This window comes from Geodermatophilus sp. SYSU D00867 (assembly GCF_054050315.1).
The window spans coordinates 1-16,555 of sequence record NZ_JBJGZC010000037.1; the positions used below are offsets into that span (position 1 = coordinate 1).

The 16,555-nt window shown below is 78.5% G+C and carries 14 protein-coding genes; 7 read left to right on the top strand and 7 right to left on the bottom strand.

Going from position 1 to position 16,555, the window contains the following annotated elements; all coding sequences use genetic code 11:
- Positions 1 to 422: 422 nt before the first annotated feature.
- Positions 423 to 1,202 carry an MEDS domain-containing protein gene (locus tag ACI8AK_RS22660; RefSeq protein ID WP_456904071.1) on the bottom strand — a complete coding sequence of 260 codons (780 nt, stop codon included), beginning with the start codon at positions 1,200 to 1,202 and terminating at the stop codon, positions 423 to 425.
- Positions 1,199 to 1,759: an ANTAR domain-containing protein gene (locus ACI8AK_RS22665; protein ID WP_456958116.1), complete on the bottom strand. Its 561-nt coding sequence runs from the start codon at positions 1,757 to 1,759 to the stop codon at positions 1,199 to 1,201. The genes ACI8AK_RS22660 and ACI8AK_RS22665 overlap by 4 nt, the downstream gene beginning before the upstream one ends.
- Before the next feature lie 183 nt (positions 1,760 to 1,942).
- Here ACI8AK_RS22665 and ACI8AK_RS22670 point away from each other — a divergent pair, with 183 nt between their 5' ends.
- Both ACI8AK_RS22670 and mscL read left to right on the top strand, forming a co-directional pair.
- Positions 1,943 to 3,586 carry a diguanylate cyclase gene (locus ACI8AK_RS22670; RefSeq protein ID WP_456958118.1) on the top strand — a complete coding sequence of 548 codons (1,644 nt, stop codon included), beginning with the start codon at positions 1,943 to 1,945 and terminating at the stop codon, positions 3,584 to 3,586.
- A gap of 194 nt (positions 3,587 to 3,780) precedes the next feature.
- Positions 3,781 to 4,191 (top strand): large conductance mechanosensitive channel protein MscL, encoded by a 411-nt coding sequence (mscL, locus tag ACI8AK_RS22675; protein ID WP_387993790.1) that lies wholly within the window; start codon positions 3,781 to 3,783, stop codon positions 4,189 to 4,191.
- Between the two features lie 4 nt (positions 4,192 to 4,195).
- Here mscL and ACI8AK_RS22680 read toward each other — a convergent pair whose 3' ends face one another.
- Positions 4,196 to 5,518 (bottom strand): carboxylesterase family protein, encoded by a 1,323-nt coding sequence (locus tag ACI8AK_RS22680; protein ID WP_456958119.1) that lies wholly within the window; start codon positions 5,516 to 5,518, stop codon positions 4,196 to 4,198.
- Entirely contained in the window at positions 5,515 to 6,507 is a 993-nt protein-coding gene (locus ACI8AK_RS22685) for an alpha/beta hydrolase (protein ID WP_456904063.1), read from the bottom strand. The genes ACI8AK_RS22680 and ACI8AK_RS22685 overlap by 4 nt, the downstream gene beginning before the upstream one ends.
- Positions 6,508 to 6,599: 92 nt before the next feature.
- Here ACI8AK_RS22685 and ACI8AK_RS22690 point away from each other — a divergent pair, with 92 nt between their 5' ends.
- From ACI8AK_RS22690 to ACI8AK_RS22705, 4 genes are all read left to right on the top strand, one after another.
- On the top strand, positions 6,600 to 7,436 hold the full coding sequence (locus tag ACI8AK_RS22690) for an alpha/beta hydrolase (protein WP_456958121.1): 837 nt from the start codon (positions 6,600 to 6,602) through the stop codon (positions 7,434 to 7,436).
- Positions 7,437 to 7,509: 73 nt separating this feature from the next.
- A complete protein-coding gene (locus ACI8AK_RS22695; RefSeq protein ID WP_456904059.1) occupies positions 7,510 to 8,127 on the top strand; it encodes a class I SAM-dependent methyltransferase in 618 nt (205 codons plus the stop codon).
- Entirely contained in the window at positions 8,124 to 8,645 is a 522-nt protein-coding gene (locus tag ACI8AK_RS22700) for a pyridoxamine 5'-phosphate oxidase family protein (protein ID WP_456958123.1), read from the top strand. The genes ACI8AK_RS22695 and ACI8AK_RS22700 overlap by 4 nt, the downstream gene beginning before the upstream one ends.
- 40 nt (positions 8,646 to 8,685) lie before the next feature.
- Positions 8,686 to 9,525 carry an SMP-30/gluconolactonase/LRE family protein gene (locus ACI8AK_RS22705; RefSeq protein WP_387993807.1) on the top strand — a complete coding sequence of 280 codons (840 nt, stop codon included), beginning with the start codon at positions 8,686 to 8,688 and terminating at the stop codon, positions 9,523 to 9,525.
- 9 nt (positions 9,526 to 9,534) lie between these two features.
- Here ACI8AK_RS22705 and ACI8AK_RS22710 read toward each other — a convergent pair whose 3' ends face one another.
- Positions 9,535 to 11,187, bottom strand: a complete 1,653-nt coding sequence (locus ACI8AK_RS22710) for a Na+/H+ antiporter (protein WP_456958125.1) — start codon at positions 11,185 to 11,187, stop codon at positions 9,535 to 9,537.
- Between the two features lie 89 nt (positions 11,188 to 11,276).
- The gene (locus ACI8AK_RS22715; protein ID WP_387993813.1) at positions 11,277 to 12,266 is read right to left on the bottom strand and encodes an LLM class flavin-dependent oxidoreductase; all 990 of its coding nucleotides are present in this window, start codon (positions 12,264 to 12,266) and stop codon (positions 11,277 to 11,279) included.
- Between the two features lie 122 nt (positions 12,267 to 12,388).
- Between ACI8AK_RS22715 and ACI8AK_RS22720 the strand changes: the two genes are divergently transcribed.
- Positions 12,389 to 13,099: a hemerythrin domain-containing protein gene (locus ACI8AK_RS22720; protein ID WP_456958127.1), complete on the top strand. Its 711-nt coding sequence runs from the start codon at positions 12,389 to 12,391 to the stop codon at positions 13,097 to 13,099.
- On the opposite strand, the gene ACI8AK_RS22725 is transcribed toward ACI8AK_RS22720, so the two are convergent.
- Positions 13,096 to 16,401, bottom strand: coding sequence for a BTAD domain-containing putative transcriptional regulator (locus tag ACI8AK_RS22725; RefSeq protein ID WP_456958129.1), 3,306 nt, complete (start codon positions 16,399 to 16,401; stop codon positions 13,096 to 13,098). The genes ACI8AK_RS22720 and ACI8AK_RS22725 overlap by 4 nt on opposite strands.
- Positions 16,402 to 16,555 lie beyond the last annotated feature (154 nt).

Consider the following 16,555-nt stretch of genomic DNA (forward strand, 5'->3'; position numbering starts at 1 on the left):
GCCCGCGCGCGAGGCCCCCCCCCCGCACCCCCCCCCCCCCCCCGCCCCCCCCCCCGCCCCCCCGCGCCGCCCCCCCCCGCCCGGTCCCGCCGTCAGGCGCACCCAGCCGCCGTCGCCGGCCTCGACGCGCACCGCGGTGACGGCGGACGCGGCGAGGGCGAGCCGGCCGGTGTCCCCGGGCGGCCGGCCGGCCACGCGCACCTCCAGGCCGGGTCCGCCGTCGAGCAGGCGCACCGGCCGCCGGCCAGGCACCGCTGCGTCGGCGGCCAGCACCTCCGACAGGAGGAGCAGGACCTCGCCGACGACGTCCGGCGGCCAGCCGCGCGCCGGCGCACGGCGGCACAGGTCCGCGGCGATCGCGCCGGCCTACGCCCGTCCCGCGTGGGACCCGCCCCGGTGCACCGGGGCGGCGTCCGGCGCCGTCACGGAGGGGCGCCCTCGGAGGCGGCGTCCACCAGCTCCACCGCGCGGTCGGGGTAGCGGTCGGTCAGCAGGCGGACCAGCCGGGCGGTCAGCCGCGAGGCGCCGACGACGGTCAGCCCGGGTGGCCCGGCGGCCGCCGCGACCAGGGAGTCGGCCGCGCCGACGTCGAGGAAGCGCAGGTCGCTGAGGTCCCAGGCGCTGCTCCCGGCCAGCGTCGCCTGCAGCACCGCGCGCAGCGCGTCCGCGTTGCCCGAGTCCAGCTCGCCCGCGAGGTGCAGGCGGTCCCCGCGCCGGGTCAGCCGGAAGACTCCGTCGTCGTACTCCGCGGTCGCGTCCACCTGCGAGCGGTGCAGCGCGGTGAGGTCCGCGTGCTGGCCGGGCACCAGCAGGTCGCGGAAGTAGGGGCACAGCACGGTGAGCGGGTGCCCGGCGGTCAGCTCGCCGACGACGGCCTCGAACGCGTTGACGCCCGGGGTGGTGATCGCGCCGGTGAACCGGACGGCGGGCCACCCCTCGGACAGCGCTCCGGTGACCGCCGCGGGCAGTTCGGCCGGGTCCGGCGGCACGACGCGGACCGCCGTCGTGGCGGCCGGCTCCCAGGCCTCGTCGACGACGCCCGCGCGGCGCAGCCGGGCCCACAGCCGCTCCTCCCGGTCGCCGAGGGCGGTGACCAGGACGCACTCGCCGCGCGTCACCCCCTCCGCGACGAAGTCGCCGACCACCTGCGCGTGCGCCTCCTCGCTGTCGAGGAGGACGAAGTCGTGCCCGCCGCCGGTCACCGCGGGCCGTCCGCGGGCGTGCCGGCCGGGGCCTCCCCGGTCTCGGTGACCAGCCGGGCGACGTCGCGCACCTCGCGGCCGGTGTCCTGCGAGGCGCGGACGAGGACGCCGAACGCGGTGTCGGCGGTGATCCGGTGGCGCTCCACGAGCACGCCCTCGGCCTGGCCGACGACGTCCCGGCTGTCCAGCGCGACGCCCAGGTGCGCGGTCCGCCGCCCGGAGAGCAGCGCCGGGGCGGCGTGCCCGGCCACCGCGGTGGGGGTCGCGCGTTCGGGCCCCGGCCCGGGGCCGGCCACGTACACCGGGAGCGCCCCGACGACCTCGCTGCCGGTGTCCAGCGGCAGGCAGGGGGCCCGCTGCACCCGGGCGGTGACCGCGACGCCGCACCGCTCGGGCAGGACGGCGGCCAGGTCGTGGGCGACGGCGCGCGCCGCCGCGTCGGCGTCGTCGCGGGCGTGCCCGCCGCGAGCGGCGCCGAGCAGCCACCCCGTGCCGCCCGGGGCGGGGTGCGGGGGCGAGGTGGTGAGCATGGTCGTCGGGATGGCCGCAGACTGCACCGCGACACCTCCAGCCGGGTGACCCGGGGTGGGCGTGACGTCATCGCCCGGCAGTTGGAGCGGACGTCTCCGTCCCGTCATCCTGCCACCCGGTCCGGTGACACGCCGAGGACCGACCCCGGAGGGTGAGGCGGGCCACACCGGCCGCTCAAGGACCGGCCGCGGCGCGCCGATGCCGACGGCGTGACCGCCACCCCGAGGACGCCGGCCGAGCGCGCGGACGTCCTGTCCTCGCTGCTCCGGCTGCCCGGCGCCGTGCTGGCCGCGATCGCCTCCGACGGCGTGTTCGTCCCGGTGCCGGCCTCGCTCGGCGTCCCGCCGGAGCGGGTGATGACCCCGCCGGCCGACCGCGCCACGTTCCTCGACGCGATCGTCCCCGCCGACGCGATGTTCGTCGTCACCGCCTTCGAGCGGGCCCGTACCCACGGCGTCGGCCTGGCCACGGTCCACGGGCGGCGCGAGCCGGGGGTGCCGCTGTCGCTCACCTTCGTCGACCTCCGCGAGGAGCACGGCGTCCTGCTCGGCGCCCTCGACGTGCTCGACGCGGCCGCCGGCGACCGCGGGCCCGCGCCGCTGGCGGGGCTGGAGGTGTCGCGGCGGCCGCGCACGGCGACGGTCCGCAAGACGTCGCTGGCGGTGGTCACCGACATCGACGAGCGCACCACCCGGATGCTCGGCTGGACGCCGGCGCAGATGGTCGGCCAGCGCTCCTCGGAGTTCGTCCACCCGCACGACCAGGAGCGGGCGATCGCCAACTGGCTGGAGCTGCTGTCCCGCCAGGAGGCCCAGCGGGTGCGGCTGCGGCACCGCCGCGCCGACGGCACGTGGGCGTGGCTGGAGCTGGAGAACCAGTACGTCGCGGCCGACGACCCCGCCGACGCCGTCGTCGTGACGCACATGAGCGACGTCTCCGACGAGATGGCCGCGCACGAGGCCCTGCAGCAGCAGGAGCGGCTGCTGCGCCGGCTGACCGAGGCGCTGCCGCAGGGCATCGCGCAGCTGACCCGCGAGCGGGAGGTCGTGCACACCAACTCCCGCCTGCCGGTGCTGCTGGGCGTGCCCGCGGTGACCGGCTGGGACGACGTCGCGGCGCGGGCCGACGAGGGCGGCCGGGCGGCCCTGGAGGCGGCGCTCGCGCGGGTCCTCGACGACGGCGTGGACGCCGCGGTGGAGGTCGGCATCCGCACCCCGGCCGGGGAGGCCCGGGTGTGCGCGGTGAGCCTGGTCGCGCTCGGCGACCGCGAGGGCGCCCCCGGCGCGCTGGTGTGCGTCTCCGACGTCACCGACAGCGCCCGCATGCGCGAGGAGCTCACCGCCCGGGCGACCTTCGACGCCCTGACCGGCTGCTACAACCGCGCCTCCACCATCGCCGTCCTGGAGGCCGCGCTGGCCGGGCCGGACGCGGCGTCGACGGCGGTGGTCTTCGTCGACCTCGACGACTTCAAGCCGGTCAACGACACCCTCGGCCACGACGCGGGCGACGAGCTGCTGGTGACCACGGGCGCGCGGCTGGCCGGCGTGCTGCGCCGCGACGACGTCGTCGGGCGGATCGGCGGGGACGAGTTCCTCGTCGTCAGCCGCCGGGTCGACGGCCCGGCGGCGGCCGCCTCGCTCGGTGCCCGGATCCAGGCGGCGCTGGCGGTGCCGGCCGAGATCACCGCGGGCACCGTGCCGCTGCGGGCCAGCCTGGGCGTGGCCTGCGGGGAGCCCGGGCTCGACGCCGCGGCGCTGACCAAGCGCGCCGACCAGGCGATGTACCTGTCCAAGCAGGACCGCCGCGGCGAGCCGGTGCTGTGGCGGGAGGAGCCGGTCCTGGCCCCGGCCTGAGGGCCGGCAGCCGTGGCGTCGCGGCGTGACCTCCCACCGGCGGGTGGGCCGGAAGGACGGTGCCTGGCACGACGTCGCCTGGCTGCAGCGCGACCCCGGCCCCGGTCCCGGCGACGACGGCCCGCCGTCCGGGCCGCGCCGAGGCGCCGCGGGCCCTACCCTCCGGCCGTCGGGACCTGACGGGGAGGGACACCGTGCGCACGCTGCTGACGAACTTCAGGAACTTCGCCTTCTCGGGCAGCCTCGTGGACCTGGCCGTGGGCGTGGCCATCGGGGCCGCCTTCGCCACGGTGGTCGAGTCGCTGGTCGGCGACGTGATCCTGCCGCTGGTGGCCGCGGTCTTCGGCCAGCCCGACTTCACCGCCCTCGTGCTCACGGTGAACGGCGCGCAGATCCGCTACGGGTCGTTCCTGACCTCGCTGGTGTCGTTCCTGCTGCTCGCGCTGACGATCATGTTCCTCGTCCAGGCGATCCGCCGGGCCACCGGCCGGGAGACCGCGGGCGCCCAGGGCAACCGCGAGTGCGACCACTGCAAGAGCTTCATCCCGGTCGACGCGTCGGTGTGCATGTTCTGCACGCGCGACGTCGACCCCGTCGTCCCCTGAGGCCTCAGCCGTGGTCGACCCGCAGGAACGGCGGCGGGTCGGCGGGCACGTCCCCGGTGCGGGCGAAGTGCGCCCACACCCGGCGGACCTCCCGGCCGGCCGCGACGACGTCCTCCCACCGGAGGCCGGCCAGCAGCGGCGAGGCCTCCCACGTGTGCCGGTGCGGGAACAGCAGCGGCAGGTCGATCGCGTGCGCCCCGGTGAGCGCGCCGGTGCCGTAGGAGAGCGTGTAGTGCACCGCGCGCCCGCCGGCCGCGCGGTGCCTGCGGGCGGCCCGTGCGGCGTCGCGGGCGTAGATGCGCCGGGTGAGCACCCGCACGACCGCCTCCACCAGCGGCCGGCCGACGACGGGGACGCGGGCCAGCCGTGCGGCCGGCGGCAGCAGCGCGGCGAACAGCGCCACCTCGCGGCTGTTGGCACCCACGAGCAGGTCGACCTCCGGCGCCGCCTCCGCCCACGCGTCCTCGACCGCCTCCTCGGCCGGCAGCGGCGGGAGGCCGTACTGGGTGCCGAACGGCATGGCGGCGACCAGCCCGTACCGGCGGGCGCGCGCCGCCACCCGCGCCTGCGCGGCCACGACCTCCGCGACCGGCGCGGCGGCGGACAGCGACCGCGCCTCGGCGGCCATCGCGGCGCTCATCCGCGCCCGGTCGCGGGACAGCCCCAGCGGGGCGCTGGACACGACCGCGCGGCGGAACAGGCCGCGGGCGCCGTCGGCCGCCAGCAGGTGGGCGACGGCGTCGCCGCCGGCGGACTCGCCGAACAGCGTCACCGCGTCCGGGTCGCCGCCGAAGGCCGCGACGTTCCCGCGCACCCAGCGCAGCGCCTCGACGAGGTCGAGCAGGCCGAGGTTGGCCGGCCGGCCGTCCCCGTCGCCGAGGAAGCCGAGCAGCCCGAGCCGGTAGGTCACGCTGACGACGACCACCCGTTGCTCGCGCACCAGCGCGGCCGGGTCGTAGGCGGGGGCGTCGCCGGCGCCGCTGACGTAGGAGCCGCCGTGCACCCACACCATCACCGGCAGCCGGTCGCCGGGGGAGGCGTCCTCCGGCACGGTCACCGACAGCCGCAGGCAGTCCTCGTCGGCGACGAGCTCACCCATGGGGTCGGTGACCATGAGCTCGAGCTCCGGCGCCGGCGGCTGCGGGCACGCCGGCGACCACGCCGTCGCGTCGACGACGCCGGCCGCGGGGGGCTCGGGCACCGGCGGGCGGAACCGCTCCGCCCGGGCGTACCGGATGCCGGTGGCCCGCACGACGCCGTCGGACCGCCGGGCGGTGACCGTCCCCGCGGGTGCCGCGAAGCGCGGTGCCGTGTCCTGCTGCGTCACGCGGCGCCGACCGCGGCGCCGAGGGCGTCGAACGCGGCCTGCTGGAAGGCCCGCATCGTCGCGACGGTCGTCTGCAGCTCCAGCTCGGCCGCGTGGTACATCCCCGGCTCGACGTGCAGCCGCACCGGCACGCCGGCCGCCTCCAGGCGCCGGGCGTAGGCGACGTCCTCGTCGTGGAACAGGTCGAGGGCCCCGACGCCGATCCACGCCGGCGGCAGGCCGGAGAGGTCCAGGCGGCGGGCCGGCGCGGCGTAGGGACGCGGCTCGTCGGCGCGCGGCGCGTGCCCCAGGTAGGCGGTCCAGGCCCACCGGTTGGACCGCGGCGTCCAGACCAGCCTCCCGCGGCCGGCGGTGCTCCGGCGCAGCACGGTGCGGTCGTCGAGCATGGGGTAGACCAGCAGCTGGAAGGCGACCGGCACGCCCTCGTCGTGCGCCCGCTGCGCCAGCGCGGCGGCCAGCCCGCCGCCCGCGCTGGCCCCGCCGACGGCGACGCGCGCCGGGTCCACGCCGAGCCCCCCGGCCCGCCGGTGCAGGTCGCACAGCGCGGCCAGCAGGTCGTCGAGCGCCGCGGGGAACGGGTGCTCGGGCGCCAGCCGGTAGCGGGCGCTGACCACGACGACGCCGAGGTCGCGGGCCATCCGGCTGCACACGTCGTGGTCGCCCTCGGGCTGCCCGATGACCGTGCCGCCGCCGTGCACCCACAGCAGCGCGCCGCCGGTGCGGCGCGCCGGCTCGTACACGAACACGTCCTGCCCGCCGGGGACGTCGTGCCGCGTGACGGTCACCCCTGCCACCGGCTCGGTCACCCGGGACCCGAACAGCCGGCGGCCGATCCGCAGCTCGAGCCGGGAGCCGATCGACAGCGGCAGCCACAGGTCCGGGCGGCGCAGCTCGGGAGGCACGGCCGCGACCGTGCGGGCGCGGCGGGCGAGGGCGGCGGCGAGGCCGAGCGCGGCGAGGCGCGGCAGGCGGCGGGAGCGGGCGGTCACCGGGCGGACGCTAGCGGTCGACCCCCTCGCGGCCGCGGGGGCTACGGTGCGCGACGGTGCTGAGGACGGACGTCGACGGACCGGGAGGACGCGTGACGACAGCGGTGCGGCACGGGGAGGGCACGCTGCCCTCGGGGCAGTTCTGGCAGGGCTGGAGCGTCCCCGACCCGGTCGGTGTCGTCGTGCTCGTGCACGGCGTGCACGAGCACGGCGGCCGGTACGCGCACGTGGCCGAGCGGCTCGGCCGCGCCGGCTACGCCTCCTACGCGCCCGACCACCCCGGCCACGGCCGGTCGCCCGGCCGGCGCGGCGACGTCGTGAGCATGGCGGGCACCGTCGAGGGCGTGGCGCAGACCGTCCGCGCCGCCGCCGACCGGCACCCCGGCGTCCCGGTGTTCGTCTACGGCCACAGCCTCGGCGGGCTCATCGCGCTGCAGTACCTGACCGGCGAGCCGGACGCGCGCGTCGTCGGCGCCGTGATCTCGGCGCCCGCGCTCGACACCAGCGCCGCCACCCCGGTGCAGCGGGCGGTGGCGCCGCTGCTGGCCCGGCTGGCCCCGGGTCTGGGCGTGCTCACCCTCGACGTCGAGGCGGTCAGCCGCGACCCCGAGGTGGTGGCCGCCTACCGGGCCGACCCGCTCAACCACAACGGGAGGATGGTCGCCCGCACCGGCGCCGAGCTCATGCGGACCGCCGCGGCGATGCCCGGCCGGCTGCGCGGGCTCCGGCTCCCGCTGCTGGTGGTCCACGGCAGCGCCGACCGGCTGGTGGCGCCGGCGGCCGGCGAGGTGGTCCGCGAGCACGCGGGCTCGCCCGACCTCACCCACCGGGTCTACGACGGGCTGTTCCACGAGCCGCACAACGAGCCGGAGAAGGAGCAGGTCCTCGACGACGTCGTCGCCTGGCTCGACGCCCACCGGGCCGGCTGAGCGGTCGTCCGGCGCCGCGATCCGTGGCAGGGTCCGGGCAGCCGCGCCGCACGGGGCGGCGGAGGGGGGAGCCGTGCCGCAGACCCTCGGCGACGGGGTGCGGTTGCTGCGCGCCTTCGTCACCAACCCGCGCCAGGTGGGGGCGGTGCTCCCGACGTCCCGGACGGCGGTGCGCGCCATGCTCGACCTCGCCGACGTCCCGGCCGCCGGCCTGGTCGTCGAGCTCGGGGCCGGCACGGGGGTGGCCACCCGGGAGATCCTCGCCCGGCTCGGCGCGGGCGCCCGGCTGGTCGCGCTGGAGATCGACCCGCAGCTGGCCCGCCGGCTCTCCGAGCGCCTCGACGACCCCCGGCTGCAGGTCGTGTGCGGCTCCGCGGAGGACCTCGACGGCCTCCTCGACGGCGAGCGCGCCGACGTCGTCGTCTCCATGCTGCCGTTCACCTCGCTCGAGGCGGGCCTGCGCCGCCGGCTGCTCGACCAGTTGCCCCGTGCGCTGCGCCCGGGCGGCACCGCGGTCGTGATCCAGTACTCGCCGCTGGTGCTCGGCGAGCTGCGCCGCCGGTTCGCCGACGTCCGCACGCGGGTGACGCCGTGGAACGTGCCGCCCGCGTTCCTCTTCGCCTGCACCGGCGCCAGGGACCGATCCGGCGGCGATGAGACGCCGGCCCCGCGGGGGTCCCACAGGGCATGACGACCGGACAGATCGACCCCCGGTACGGCGACGCCACGGCGACCGCACCGCCCTGGGCCGACGTCGAGCGGCTGCTCACCGACGCCCAGCTCTACTGGATCACCACCGTCCGCGCGGACGGCCGGCCGCACGCCGTCCCGCTCGTCGGCGTCTGGCACGACGGCGCGTTCGCCTTCTGCACCGGCGCCGACGAGCAGAAGGCGCGCAACCTCGACGGCAACCCGCACGTGGCGGTGACCACCGGCAGCACCGGCGCGCACGGCTGGGACAGCGGGCGCGACGTCGTCGTCGAGGGCGTCGCGGTGCGGGTCACCGACCCCGGGGAGCTGCAGGTGCTGGCCGACGCCTGGTACGCGAAGTACGGCGAGGACTGGCACTTCGCGGTGCGCGGGGACGAGTTCGTCGAGCTGAGCTCCTCCGGTGGGGCCACCGGGGACGGCGCGCGGGTCTACCGGGTGCCGCCGGACAAGGTGCTGCTGTTCGGCGGGCCGCACGGCCAGACGCGGTACCGCCCCTGAGCCGCCGCGGCCGGGGCGCCGCACTCCTACGCTGCCCGCCGTGGACGCGACGACGACGCTGGCCGGCGGCCTCGGCTTCCCCGAGGGCCCGCGCTGGCACGACGGCCGGCTGTGGTTCTCCGACTTCCACGACCGGCGGGTGCGCACGCTCGCCCCGGACGGCGTCCTGACGACGGTCCTCGACCTCGACGACGCGCCGTCCGGGCTGGGCTGGACGCCGGAGGGGACGCTGCTCGTCGTCGCGATGACCCGGCGGGCGCTGCTGGAGGTCGCCGGCGGGCGCCCGGTCGTGCGCGCCGACCTCACCGGCCTGACCCGCTCCCGCGCCAACGACCTGGTCGTCGACGCCGCCGGACGGGCCTACGTCAGCAGCTTCGGGTTCGACCTGGTCGGGGGCGCGCCGGTGGAGCCGACGGGGCTGGTGCGGGTGGACCCCGACGGCGCCGCGTCCGTCGTCGCCGAGGACCTGCGCTTCCCCAACGGCATGGCGCTCACCGGCGACGGCCGGACGCTGGTGGTCGCCGAGACGTACGGCGCCCGGCTCACCGCCTTCGACGTCGCCGACGACGGCTCGCTGTCCGGCCGCCGGGTGTTCGCGGAGACGCCGGGCCTGGCGCCCGACGGCATCTGCCTCGACGCCGAGGGGCACGTCTGGTTCGCCACCGCCCGCACCGCCGAGGTGCTGCGCGTGCGCGAGGGCGGCGAGGTGACCGGCCGGGTGCCCGTCGGGTCGGGCTCGCCGTCCTACGCCTGCACGCTCGGCGGCGACGACGGGCGGACGCTGTTCGTCTGCACCGCGCCCACCTGGGCCGAGGGCGGCCCGCGCGCCGGCCGGGTCGAGGCCGCCCGGGTCGACGTGCCCCGGGCCGGGCGCCCCTAGCGGGAGCGCTCAGGCGGGGCGGGCCGGGAGCAGGTGCTCCTGGTGGTCCAGCTCCCGCTCCAGCGTGCGCAGCCCCTCGTCGGGCAGCCGGCCGAGGTCACGCCAGCGCAGCAGCTCCTCGCGCTCGGCGTCGATGACCGCCCGGCGCACCCGCAGCGCCGCCTCGTACTCCGGCGACATCGGCACCTCGCCCTCGGCGTCCACGAGGACCTCCAGCCGCCGCTCGTACCGGGTCCGCCGGGTGCGCAGCGCGGCGCGGATCGACTCGATCGCGGCGTCGTCGAGGTGGTCGTGCTGCTCGGCCTGCAGCTCGTCGAGCCGGGCGAGCCCCGCGTCGACCGCGGCGACCCGCGCCTGGTTGCGCAGCCGGGCGGCGTCGGCGGCGTCGGCGCGCAGGCGCAGCCGGCGCACCAGGGGCGCGAAGGTCGCGCCCTGGCCGACGAGGGTGACCAGCACGGCGAGGAAGGCGCAGAACAGCAGCAGGTCGCGGTCGGGGAACGGGTCGCCGGCGTCGGTGGTCAGCGGGATGGTGAAGACGGCGGCGAGGCTGATGACGCCGCGGGTGCCGGCCCAGCTCAGCACGGCGATCTCCCGGCCGGACAGCTGCCGCGGCGGGGTCGTGGGGTCGTCGTCCTCGTCGGCGGCGGGCGCGCCGCTGAGCCGCATGTGCAGCGCCTGCGGCGCGTGCTCGGTGAGCCACAGCCACAGCGGCCGGACCAGCAGCACCGCGCCCACGGTGATCAGCGAGGCGACGACGACGGTCGAGGGCGCGTACTGGCCCAGGCCGCGGATGACGGCGGGCAGCTGCTGGCCGATGAGCAGGAAGACGACGCCCTCGAGCAGGAAGTCGACCAGCCTCCACACCGCGTCGGTCTGCAGCCGCGTGGCCCCCGACTGCCAGTACGGCGCGTTGTGCGCGATCACCAGCCCGGCGACGACGACGGCCAGCACGCCGGACACGTGCACCGACTCGGCCAGCAGGTAGGCGACGAACGGCGTCGCCAGGGAGATCGCGTTGGACGCCAGCGGGTCGCGGCGCAGCCGGCGCAGCGGCCGGACGCCGTAGGCGACGACCAGCCCGGCGGCGACGCCCCCGGCGGCGGCGAGCGCGAACTGGCCCAGCGCCGCCCAGGTGGAGAAGCCGTCGCCCACCGCGGCCGCGACGGCGACGCTGAGCAGGGTCAGCGCGGTCGCGTCGTTGAGCAGCCCCTCGCCCTGGATGAGCGTGACCAGCCGCGGGGGCAGCCCGACCCGGCGGCCGACGGCGAGCGCGGCCACCGGGTCCGGCGGGGCGACGGCGGCGCCCAGGGCGATGCCGGCGGCGAGCGTCGCCCCGGGGACCCACAGCGCGAACCCGGCGCCGATGACCAGGGCGGTGACCAGGACGAGCAGCACCGACAGGCCGACGACGGTCCGCATGTTGGCGCGGATGGCGATCAGCGAGGAGTCCAGCGCGGCGCTGTAGAGCAGCGGCGGGAGCAGGACGGTGAGGACGATCTCGGGGTCGAGCGTGAGGTTCGGACCGGGCAGCAGCGCGTAGACCAGTCCGGTCACGGTGAGCAGCGCGGCCGCCGGGACGCCGGTGCGGCCGGCCAGCCAGCGGGCCGCCACGATCACCGCGACCGCGGCCAGGACGAGCAGGAGGACGGTCTCGGCGTGCACCGGGTCATCCTCGCCGAGCGCCGTCCCCGGCTCACCCCGACGCCCCGGGCGCCCGGGGTGGCGGGAACGGCCGTCCCCGCCACCCCGTCCTACGCGGCGACGGACTCCATGGCCTCGGCGGTCAGCGTGACCGAGCGCAGCCGGGCCTCGGTGCCGGGCGCCTGGTGGGCGACGATCAGCTCGTCGGCGTCGGCCAGCCGCGCGAACTCCGTGAGCCGTTCGCGCACCTCGGCCGGGGTGCCGGCGGCGGTGTGGGTGAGCATCGAGTCCACGTGCCGGCCCGCGCCCGAGGACAGCAGCAGCTCCGCGGCGTCGTCGTCGAGCTCGCGGCCCTGGCCGAACAGCCCGACGGCGAGCCGGCGGCGGGTGGCCCGCAGCATCTCCCGGGCCGCCTCGGTGGTGTCGGCGGCGATCGCGTTGACGCCGGCGATGACGTACGGGGCGTCGAGCTGCGCGGACGGGCGGAAGTCGCGCCGGTAGGCGGCCACCGCGGGCTCCAGCAGCTGCGGCGCGAAGTGCGAGGCGAAGGCGTAGGGCAGCCCGAGCGCGGCGGCCAGGCCGGCGCCGAACATCGACGAGCCCAGGACGTACAGCGGCACGTCCGACCCGCGGCCGGGGACGGCCTGCACGCCGGGCACCCGCGACTCGCCGGTCAGGTAGCCCTGCAGCTCGAGCACGTCCTGGGGGAAGCGCTCGGCGGAGGCGGGGTCGCGGCGCAGGGCGTAGGTCGTGTTCTGGTCCGAGCCGGGCGCGCGGCCCAGGCCGAGGTCGATGCGCCCGGGGTACATCGCCTCGAGCGTGCCGAACTGCTCGGCGATCGTGAGCGGCGAGTGGTTGGGCAGCATGACGCCGCCGGCGCCGAGCCGGATGGTGGAGGTGTGCGCGCCGACGTGCGCGATCAGCACGCTGGTGGCCGACGACGCGATCGTCGGCATGTTGTGGTGCTCGGCGTACCAGACCCGGCGGTAGCCGGCCTCCTCCGCCCGCTGCGCCAGCGCGACGCTCGCCGCGATGCTGCTGCCGTAGGTCTCCCCGGGGGCGACGGGGGCGAGGTCGAGCACGGACAGCGGGATGCGCATGGGACAGCTCCTGGGACGACGAGGTTCGTTGCCCCCTGCAACACCGGGCGGTCCCGGGGGCTTCCGCCGCGGCGGTAGTCGGACGCAAGTCACCGGCAACCGGGCCGGGCGACCGTGGCACCGTGACCGCGACCGCACCGCTGCCGTTCCCCGTCACGCCCCGCCGGCCCGGCGACCCGGAGGCCGACGTGACCCGCCTGGCGCTGGCGCACCGCGCGCTGTGCGGCGGCTGCCGGCTGCTGGCCGGCGTCGCCGCGGAGGCCGCCGCCGGCGCCGTGTGGCCGGCGGAGCGGCGGCGGGCGGTGGTCGCCTTCGGCCGGTGCGTGCTGCGGGAGGTGCGCGCGCACACCGCCCGGGAGGACGCCGTCCTGTGGCCGGTGGTGGCCGCCTCCGCCGGGACGCACGCCGCCGACCTCGAGCCGCTGGTCGAGGACCACGCCGTCCTGTGGGCGGTGCTCGGCCGGGCCGACGCGGCGCTGACCGCCTTCGCCGCCGCCGCCGCCACCGGTCCCGGCGCCGCGGCGCCGCTGGCCGCCGTCCTCGCGGAACTGGCCGACGCGCTGGACGAGCACGTCGAGGAGGAGGAGCGCGAGGTGTTCCCGGTGATCCGCCGGTGCGTGTCGGTGCGCGACCTGGCCCGCTACGAGGGCGTCTGCGCGCGCGGCTCGGGGCCCCGGTCCGCGGCGTTCGCGCTGCCGTGGGTCGCCGACGCCTGCCGCACCCCGGGCGAGCGGGCCGGGCTGCTCGGCGCGACGTCGCTGCCGCTGCGGCTGCTGCTGCGTGCGGCCGAGCCGGGCTGGCGCCGCCGCCGCGACGTGGTCGCCGGCCGCTAGTCCAGCGCCGCACGGGCCTCCGCGATCCACCCGGGGTGGCCGGTCCGCTCGGCGACGGCGATCGCGACCCCGCGGTGCGCCTCGGCCGCCTCCCGGTCGCCGCGCGCGGCGGCCAGCCGGGCGAGCAGCGTCGCCGTCGGGCCGAAGGCCAGCTGCGCGGTGTGCGTCCCGCACACCGTGTCGCGGTAGGGGAGCAGCTCCGCCTCGGCCTCCGCCATCCGCCCGCGGTCCCCGAGGGCCAGCCCGACGAGGCCCCGGCAGTACTGGAGGAACGGCGTGAACAGGTCCCGGACCGCCTGGAGCCGCGGCGGGCCCACGGACCGCGCCTCCTCCGCCCGCCCGGCCAGCACCAGGGCCAGGGCGCGGGTCTCGGTCGCCAGCTCGGGGGAGATCGGCGCCAGGGCGGCCATCTCCTCGGGGTCCACCGGCCGGGCGCCGGGGTCGGCGAGCCGCAGGGAGAGCTGGGTGGTCAGCCGGAGCGCCCGCGCGACCGCGGGGTAGTAGCCGGCGTCGAGCAGGGCCTGCTCGGCCACGTCGTACGCCGCCTGGGCCTCGGCGACCCGCCCCGCGACGGCGGCGCGCAGGCCGGCGTAGCAGCGGGCGATGCCGTGCAGCAGCGGCAGCCCGTAGGCCGCGGACAGGCGCTCGGCCTCCGCGGCGTGCCGGTCGGCGGCCTCGAGGTCGAGCACGGTGCAGGTCGACTGGAGCAGCACCAGCCGCGCCACCGCCTCGAAGAGGCCGAAGCCCTCCTGCTGCGCGAGGGTGAGCAGCTCGGTGCCCAGGGCCGTGGCCTCGCTGCGGTCCGGCCCGCGCGTGGCGTGGAACTGCCGGACCGTCAGCGCGTGGGCCAGCGCGAGCGGGTCCCCGGCGAGGCGGGCCTCGGCGAGCGCCCGGGCGGAGGCCTCGACCGCCTGCGGGTCGTTCCGCTCCTCGAGCTCGACGGCCAGCATCGCCAGCAGCCGGGCGCGCTGCGGGTCGCCGGGCGGCAGGGCGGCGACCACGCGCCGGGTGCGGGCCACGAACCGGTCGTCCACCGGGTCCACCCAGGAGTTCCAGAAGGTCGGGACGTCCGAGGACAGGAGCACCGCCGCGGTCAGCTCCGCCGGGGCGTCGTCGGGCAGGACCGCCAGCGCGCGGGTGCGCAGCGCGCGGGCGTCGCCGACGGCGCCGGCCAGCGCCGTGGCGTGCGCCTGCGCGGCGAGCAGCCGCGCCAGACCGACCGCGTCGCCCGGCTGCGCCGTCGTCGCCGCCTCGGCCGCCCGGCCCCACATGACCGCGGCGTCGGCGTACGCGAACCGCCGCTCGGCGAGCTCGGCGGCCGCCTGCGCCCAGCGTGCGGCCACGGCGGCGGAGCCGGGTCCCGCCGCGGCGGCGTGGTGGGCGAGCGCGGTGACGTCGTCCGGGCGCAGCCGCTCGAGGACGGCGGTCACCCGGCCGTGCAGCCGCGTGCGGCGCAGCGAGGACAGGTCCTCGTAGAGGGTGTCGCGCACCAGCGCGTGCACGAACCGCAGCCGCCCCGGACCCGGCTCGACCAGCAGGCCGCTGACCAGCGCCGTCTCCAGCGCCTCGACCAGGGCCTCCTCGTCCTCGTCGGTGCCGCCGCCGGCCGGGACGGCGGCGGCGAGCAGCACCTCGGCGTCGACCTCGCGGCCCAGGACGGCGGCCAGCCGCAGCAGGGTGCCGGTGCGCGCGGGCAGGCCGGCCAGCCGGTGGCGGACGACGTCGCGGACCGTGCCGGGGACGGCGTCGACGTCGGCGCCGGAGTCGACCAGCCGGAGCAGCTCCCGGACGTAGAACGGGTTCCCGTCGGCGCGGACGGTGATCGCGGCGCGGGTGCGGCGGTCGACGGGGGTGAGCGCCCAGTCCTCGACCAGCTCGTCGACGGCGGCGGCGTCCAGGCCGCGCAACGCCAGGCCGACCGGGGAGCGGCGGGCGAGCGCGGCGAGGACGTCGGCCAGCCCGGCGCTCTCCTCCGGGCGGTGCCCGGCGACGACGAGCACCCGCGACCCGGCGAGGGCGGGCAGCAGGTCGAGCAGCAGCGCGGTGGTCTCGCGGTCGGCGCGGTGCAGGTCGTCGACGGTCACCAGCAGCGGTGTCCGCGCGGCGACGGCGGCCAGCCAGCCGGCGACGGCGCGGTGCAGCCGGAACCGGTTGCCGGTCGGGTCGCCGCCGGTCGCGGCCGGGGCGTCGTCGGTGAGCAGCGCGGCGAGGGGCGCGGGGTCGGCCGGTGGGGTGCGGCCGGCGAGCGCGCGCAGCGCCGCGGACCAGGGCCAGCCGGGCGGGGCGCCGTCGGTCTCGGGGCAGGCGACGGCGAGCGTCGCCCAGCCGCGGCGGGCGTACTCGGCGCGCAGGTGGTCGAGCACCGTGGTCTTGCCGCTGCCGGCCTCGCCGGCGAGCAGGGCGACCTCCACCTGGCCGCCGGCCGCCCGCTCCGCCGCGGCGGACAGCGCGGCCAGCTCGGCGTCGCGGCCGACCGGCCGGGGCACGTCGGGCGCGGGGCCGGCCGGAGCCGGGGCCGGGGCGGGCTCGGGGGAGGGCGCCGGGCGGCCGACGGGCGGTGCCGGCGGGCGGGCCGGCAGGAGCGAGGGGGACTGGGCGAGGACGGCCTCCTCCAGCGCCTTCAGCTCCGGGCCGGGGTCGACGCCGAGCTCGTCGGCCAGCCGGGCGCGCACCTCGCGGAGCGCGGCCAGCGCCTCGCCCTGCCGCCCGGCGCGGTAGAGGCCCAGGGCCAGCAACCGCCAGCCCTCCTCGCGCAGCGGGTGCTCGGCGACGTGCGCGCGCAGCTGCGGGAGCGGGTCCCGGCCGCCGGGCGCGTCCAGGGCGACCGCGGCGCGCCGCTCGACGGCGGTCAGCCGCAGCTCGTCCAGGCGCGCGGCCTCGGGGGCGGCCCAGGGCTCGTCGCGGTACTCGGCGTAGGCGGGTCCGCGCCACAGGTCGATGGCGGCGCCGTACCGCGTGCGTGCCCCGGCGGGGTCGGTGGCGGCCAGCCGGTCGCCCTCGTCGAGCAGCCGCACCGCCTCGAGCACGTCCACGGCGTCGTCGGCCGGGCGCAGCGCGTAGCCCGGCGGCACGGTGACCAGCAGCCGCGCGGGAGTGCGCGGGGCGCGGCCGGGCTCCAGCACCCGTCGCAGGTGGCTGACGTGCGCCTGCAGCGTCCCCAGCGCGTCGGCGGGGGAGGCGCCGCGCCACAGGTCGGCGACCAGCACCTCGGCGGGGACCACGTGCCCGCCCGCGACCAGCAGCCGGGCGACCACCGAGCGCTGGCGGCGGCCGCCGAGGTCGAGGGGCTCGCCGTCGCGCACGGCACCCACGTCGCCCAGCACCCGGAACCCGACGGTTCCGGCACTCCCGCTCCCCATAGCGGCGCGAGCATATGGCGACCGAGCCCGATCGCCGAGCAGTCGTGAGGAGTTCCACCGGAAGCGGTCACGGCCGGGTCACGTCCCGTGTCGTCCT

What these genes read in the sequence shown, in the direction of transcription:
- ACI8AK_RS22715 (WP_387993813.1), bottom strand. Translation starts at nt 12,266, where the DNA reads ATGCGCATCCCGCTGTCCGTGCTCGACCTCGCCCCCGTCGCCCCCGGG.
- ACI8AK_RS22700 (WP_456958123.1), top strand. Translation starts at nt 8,124, where the DNA reads ATGACGACCGGACAGATCGACCCCCGGTACGGCGACGCCACGGCGACC.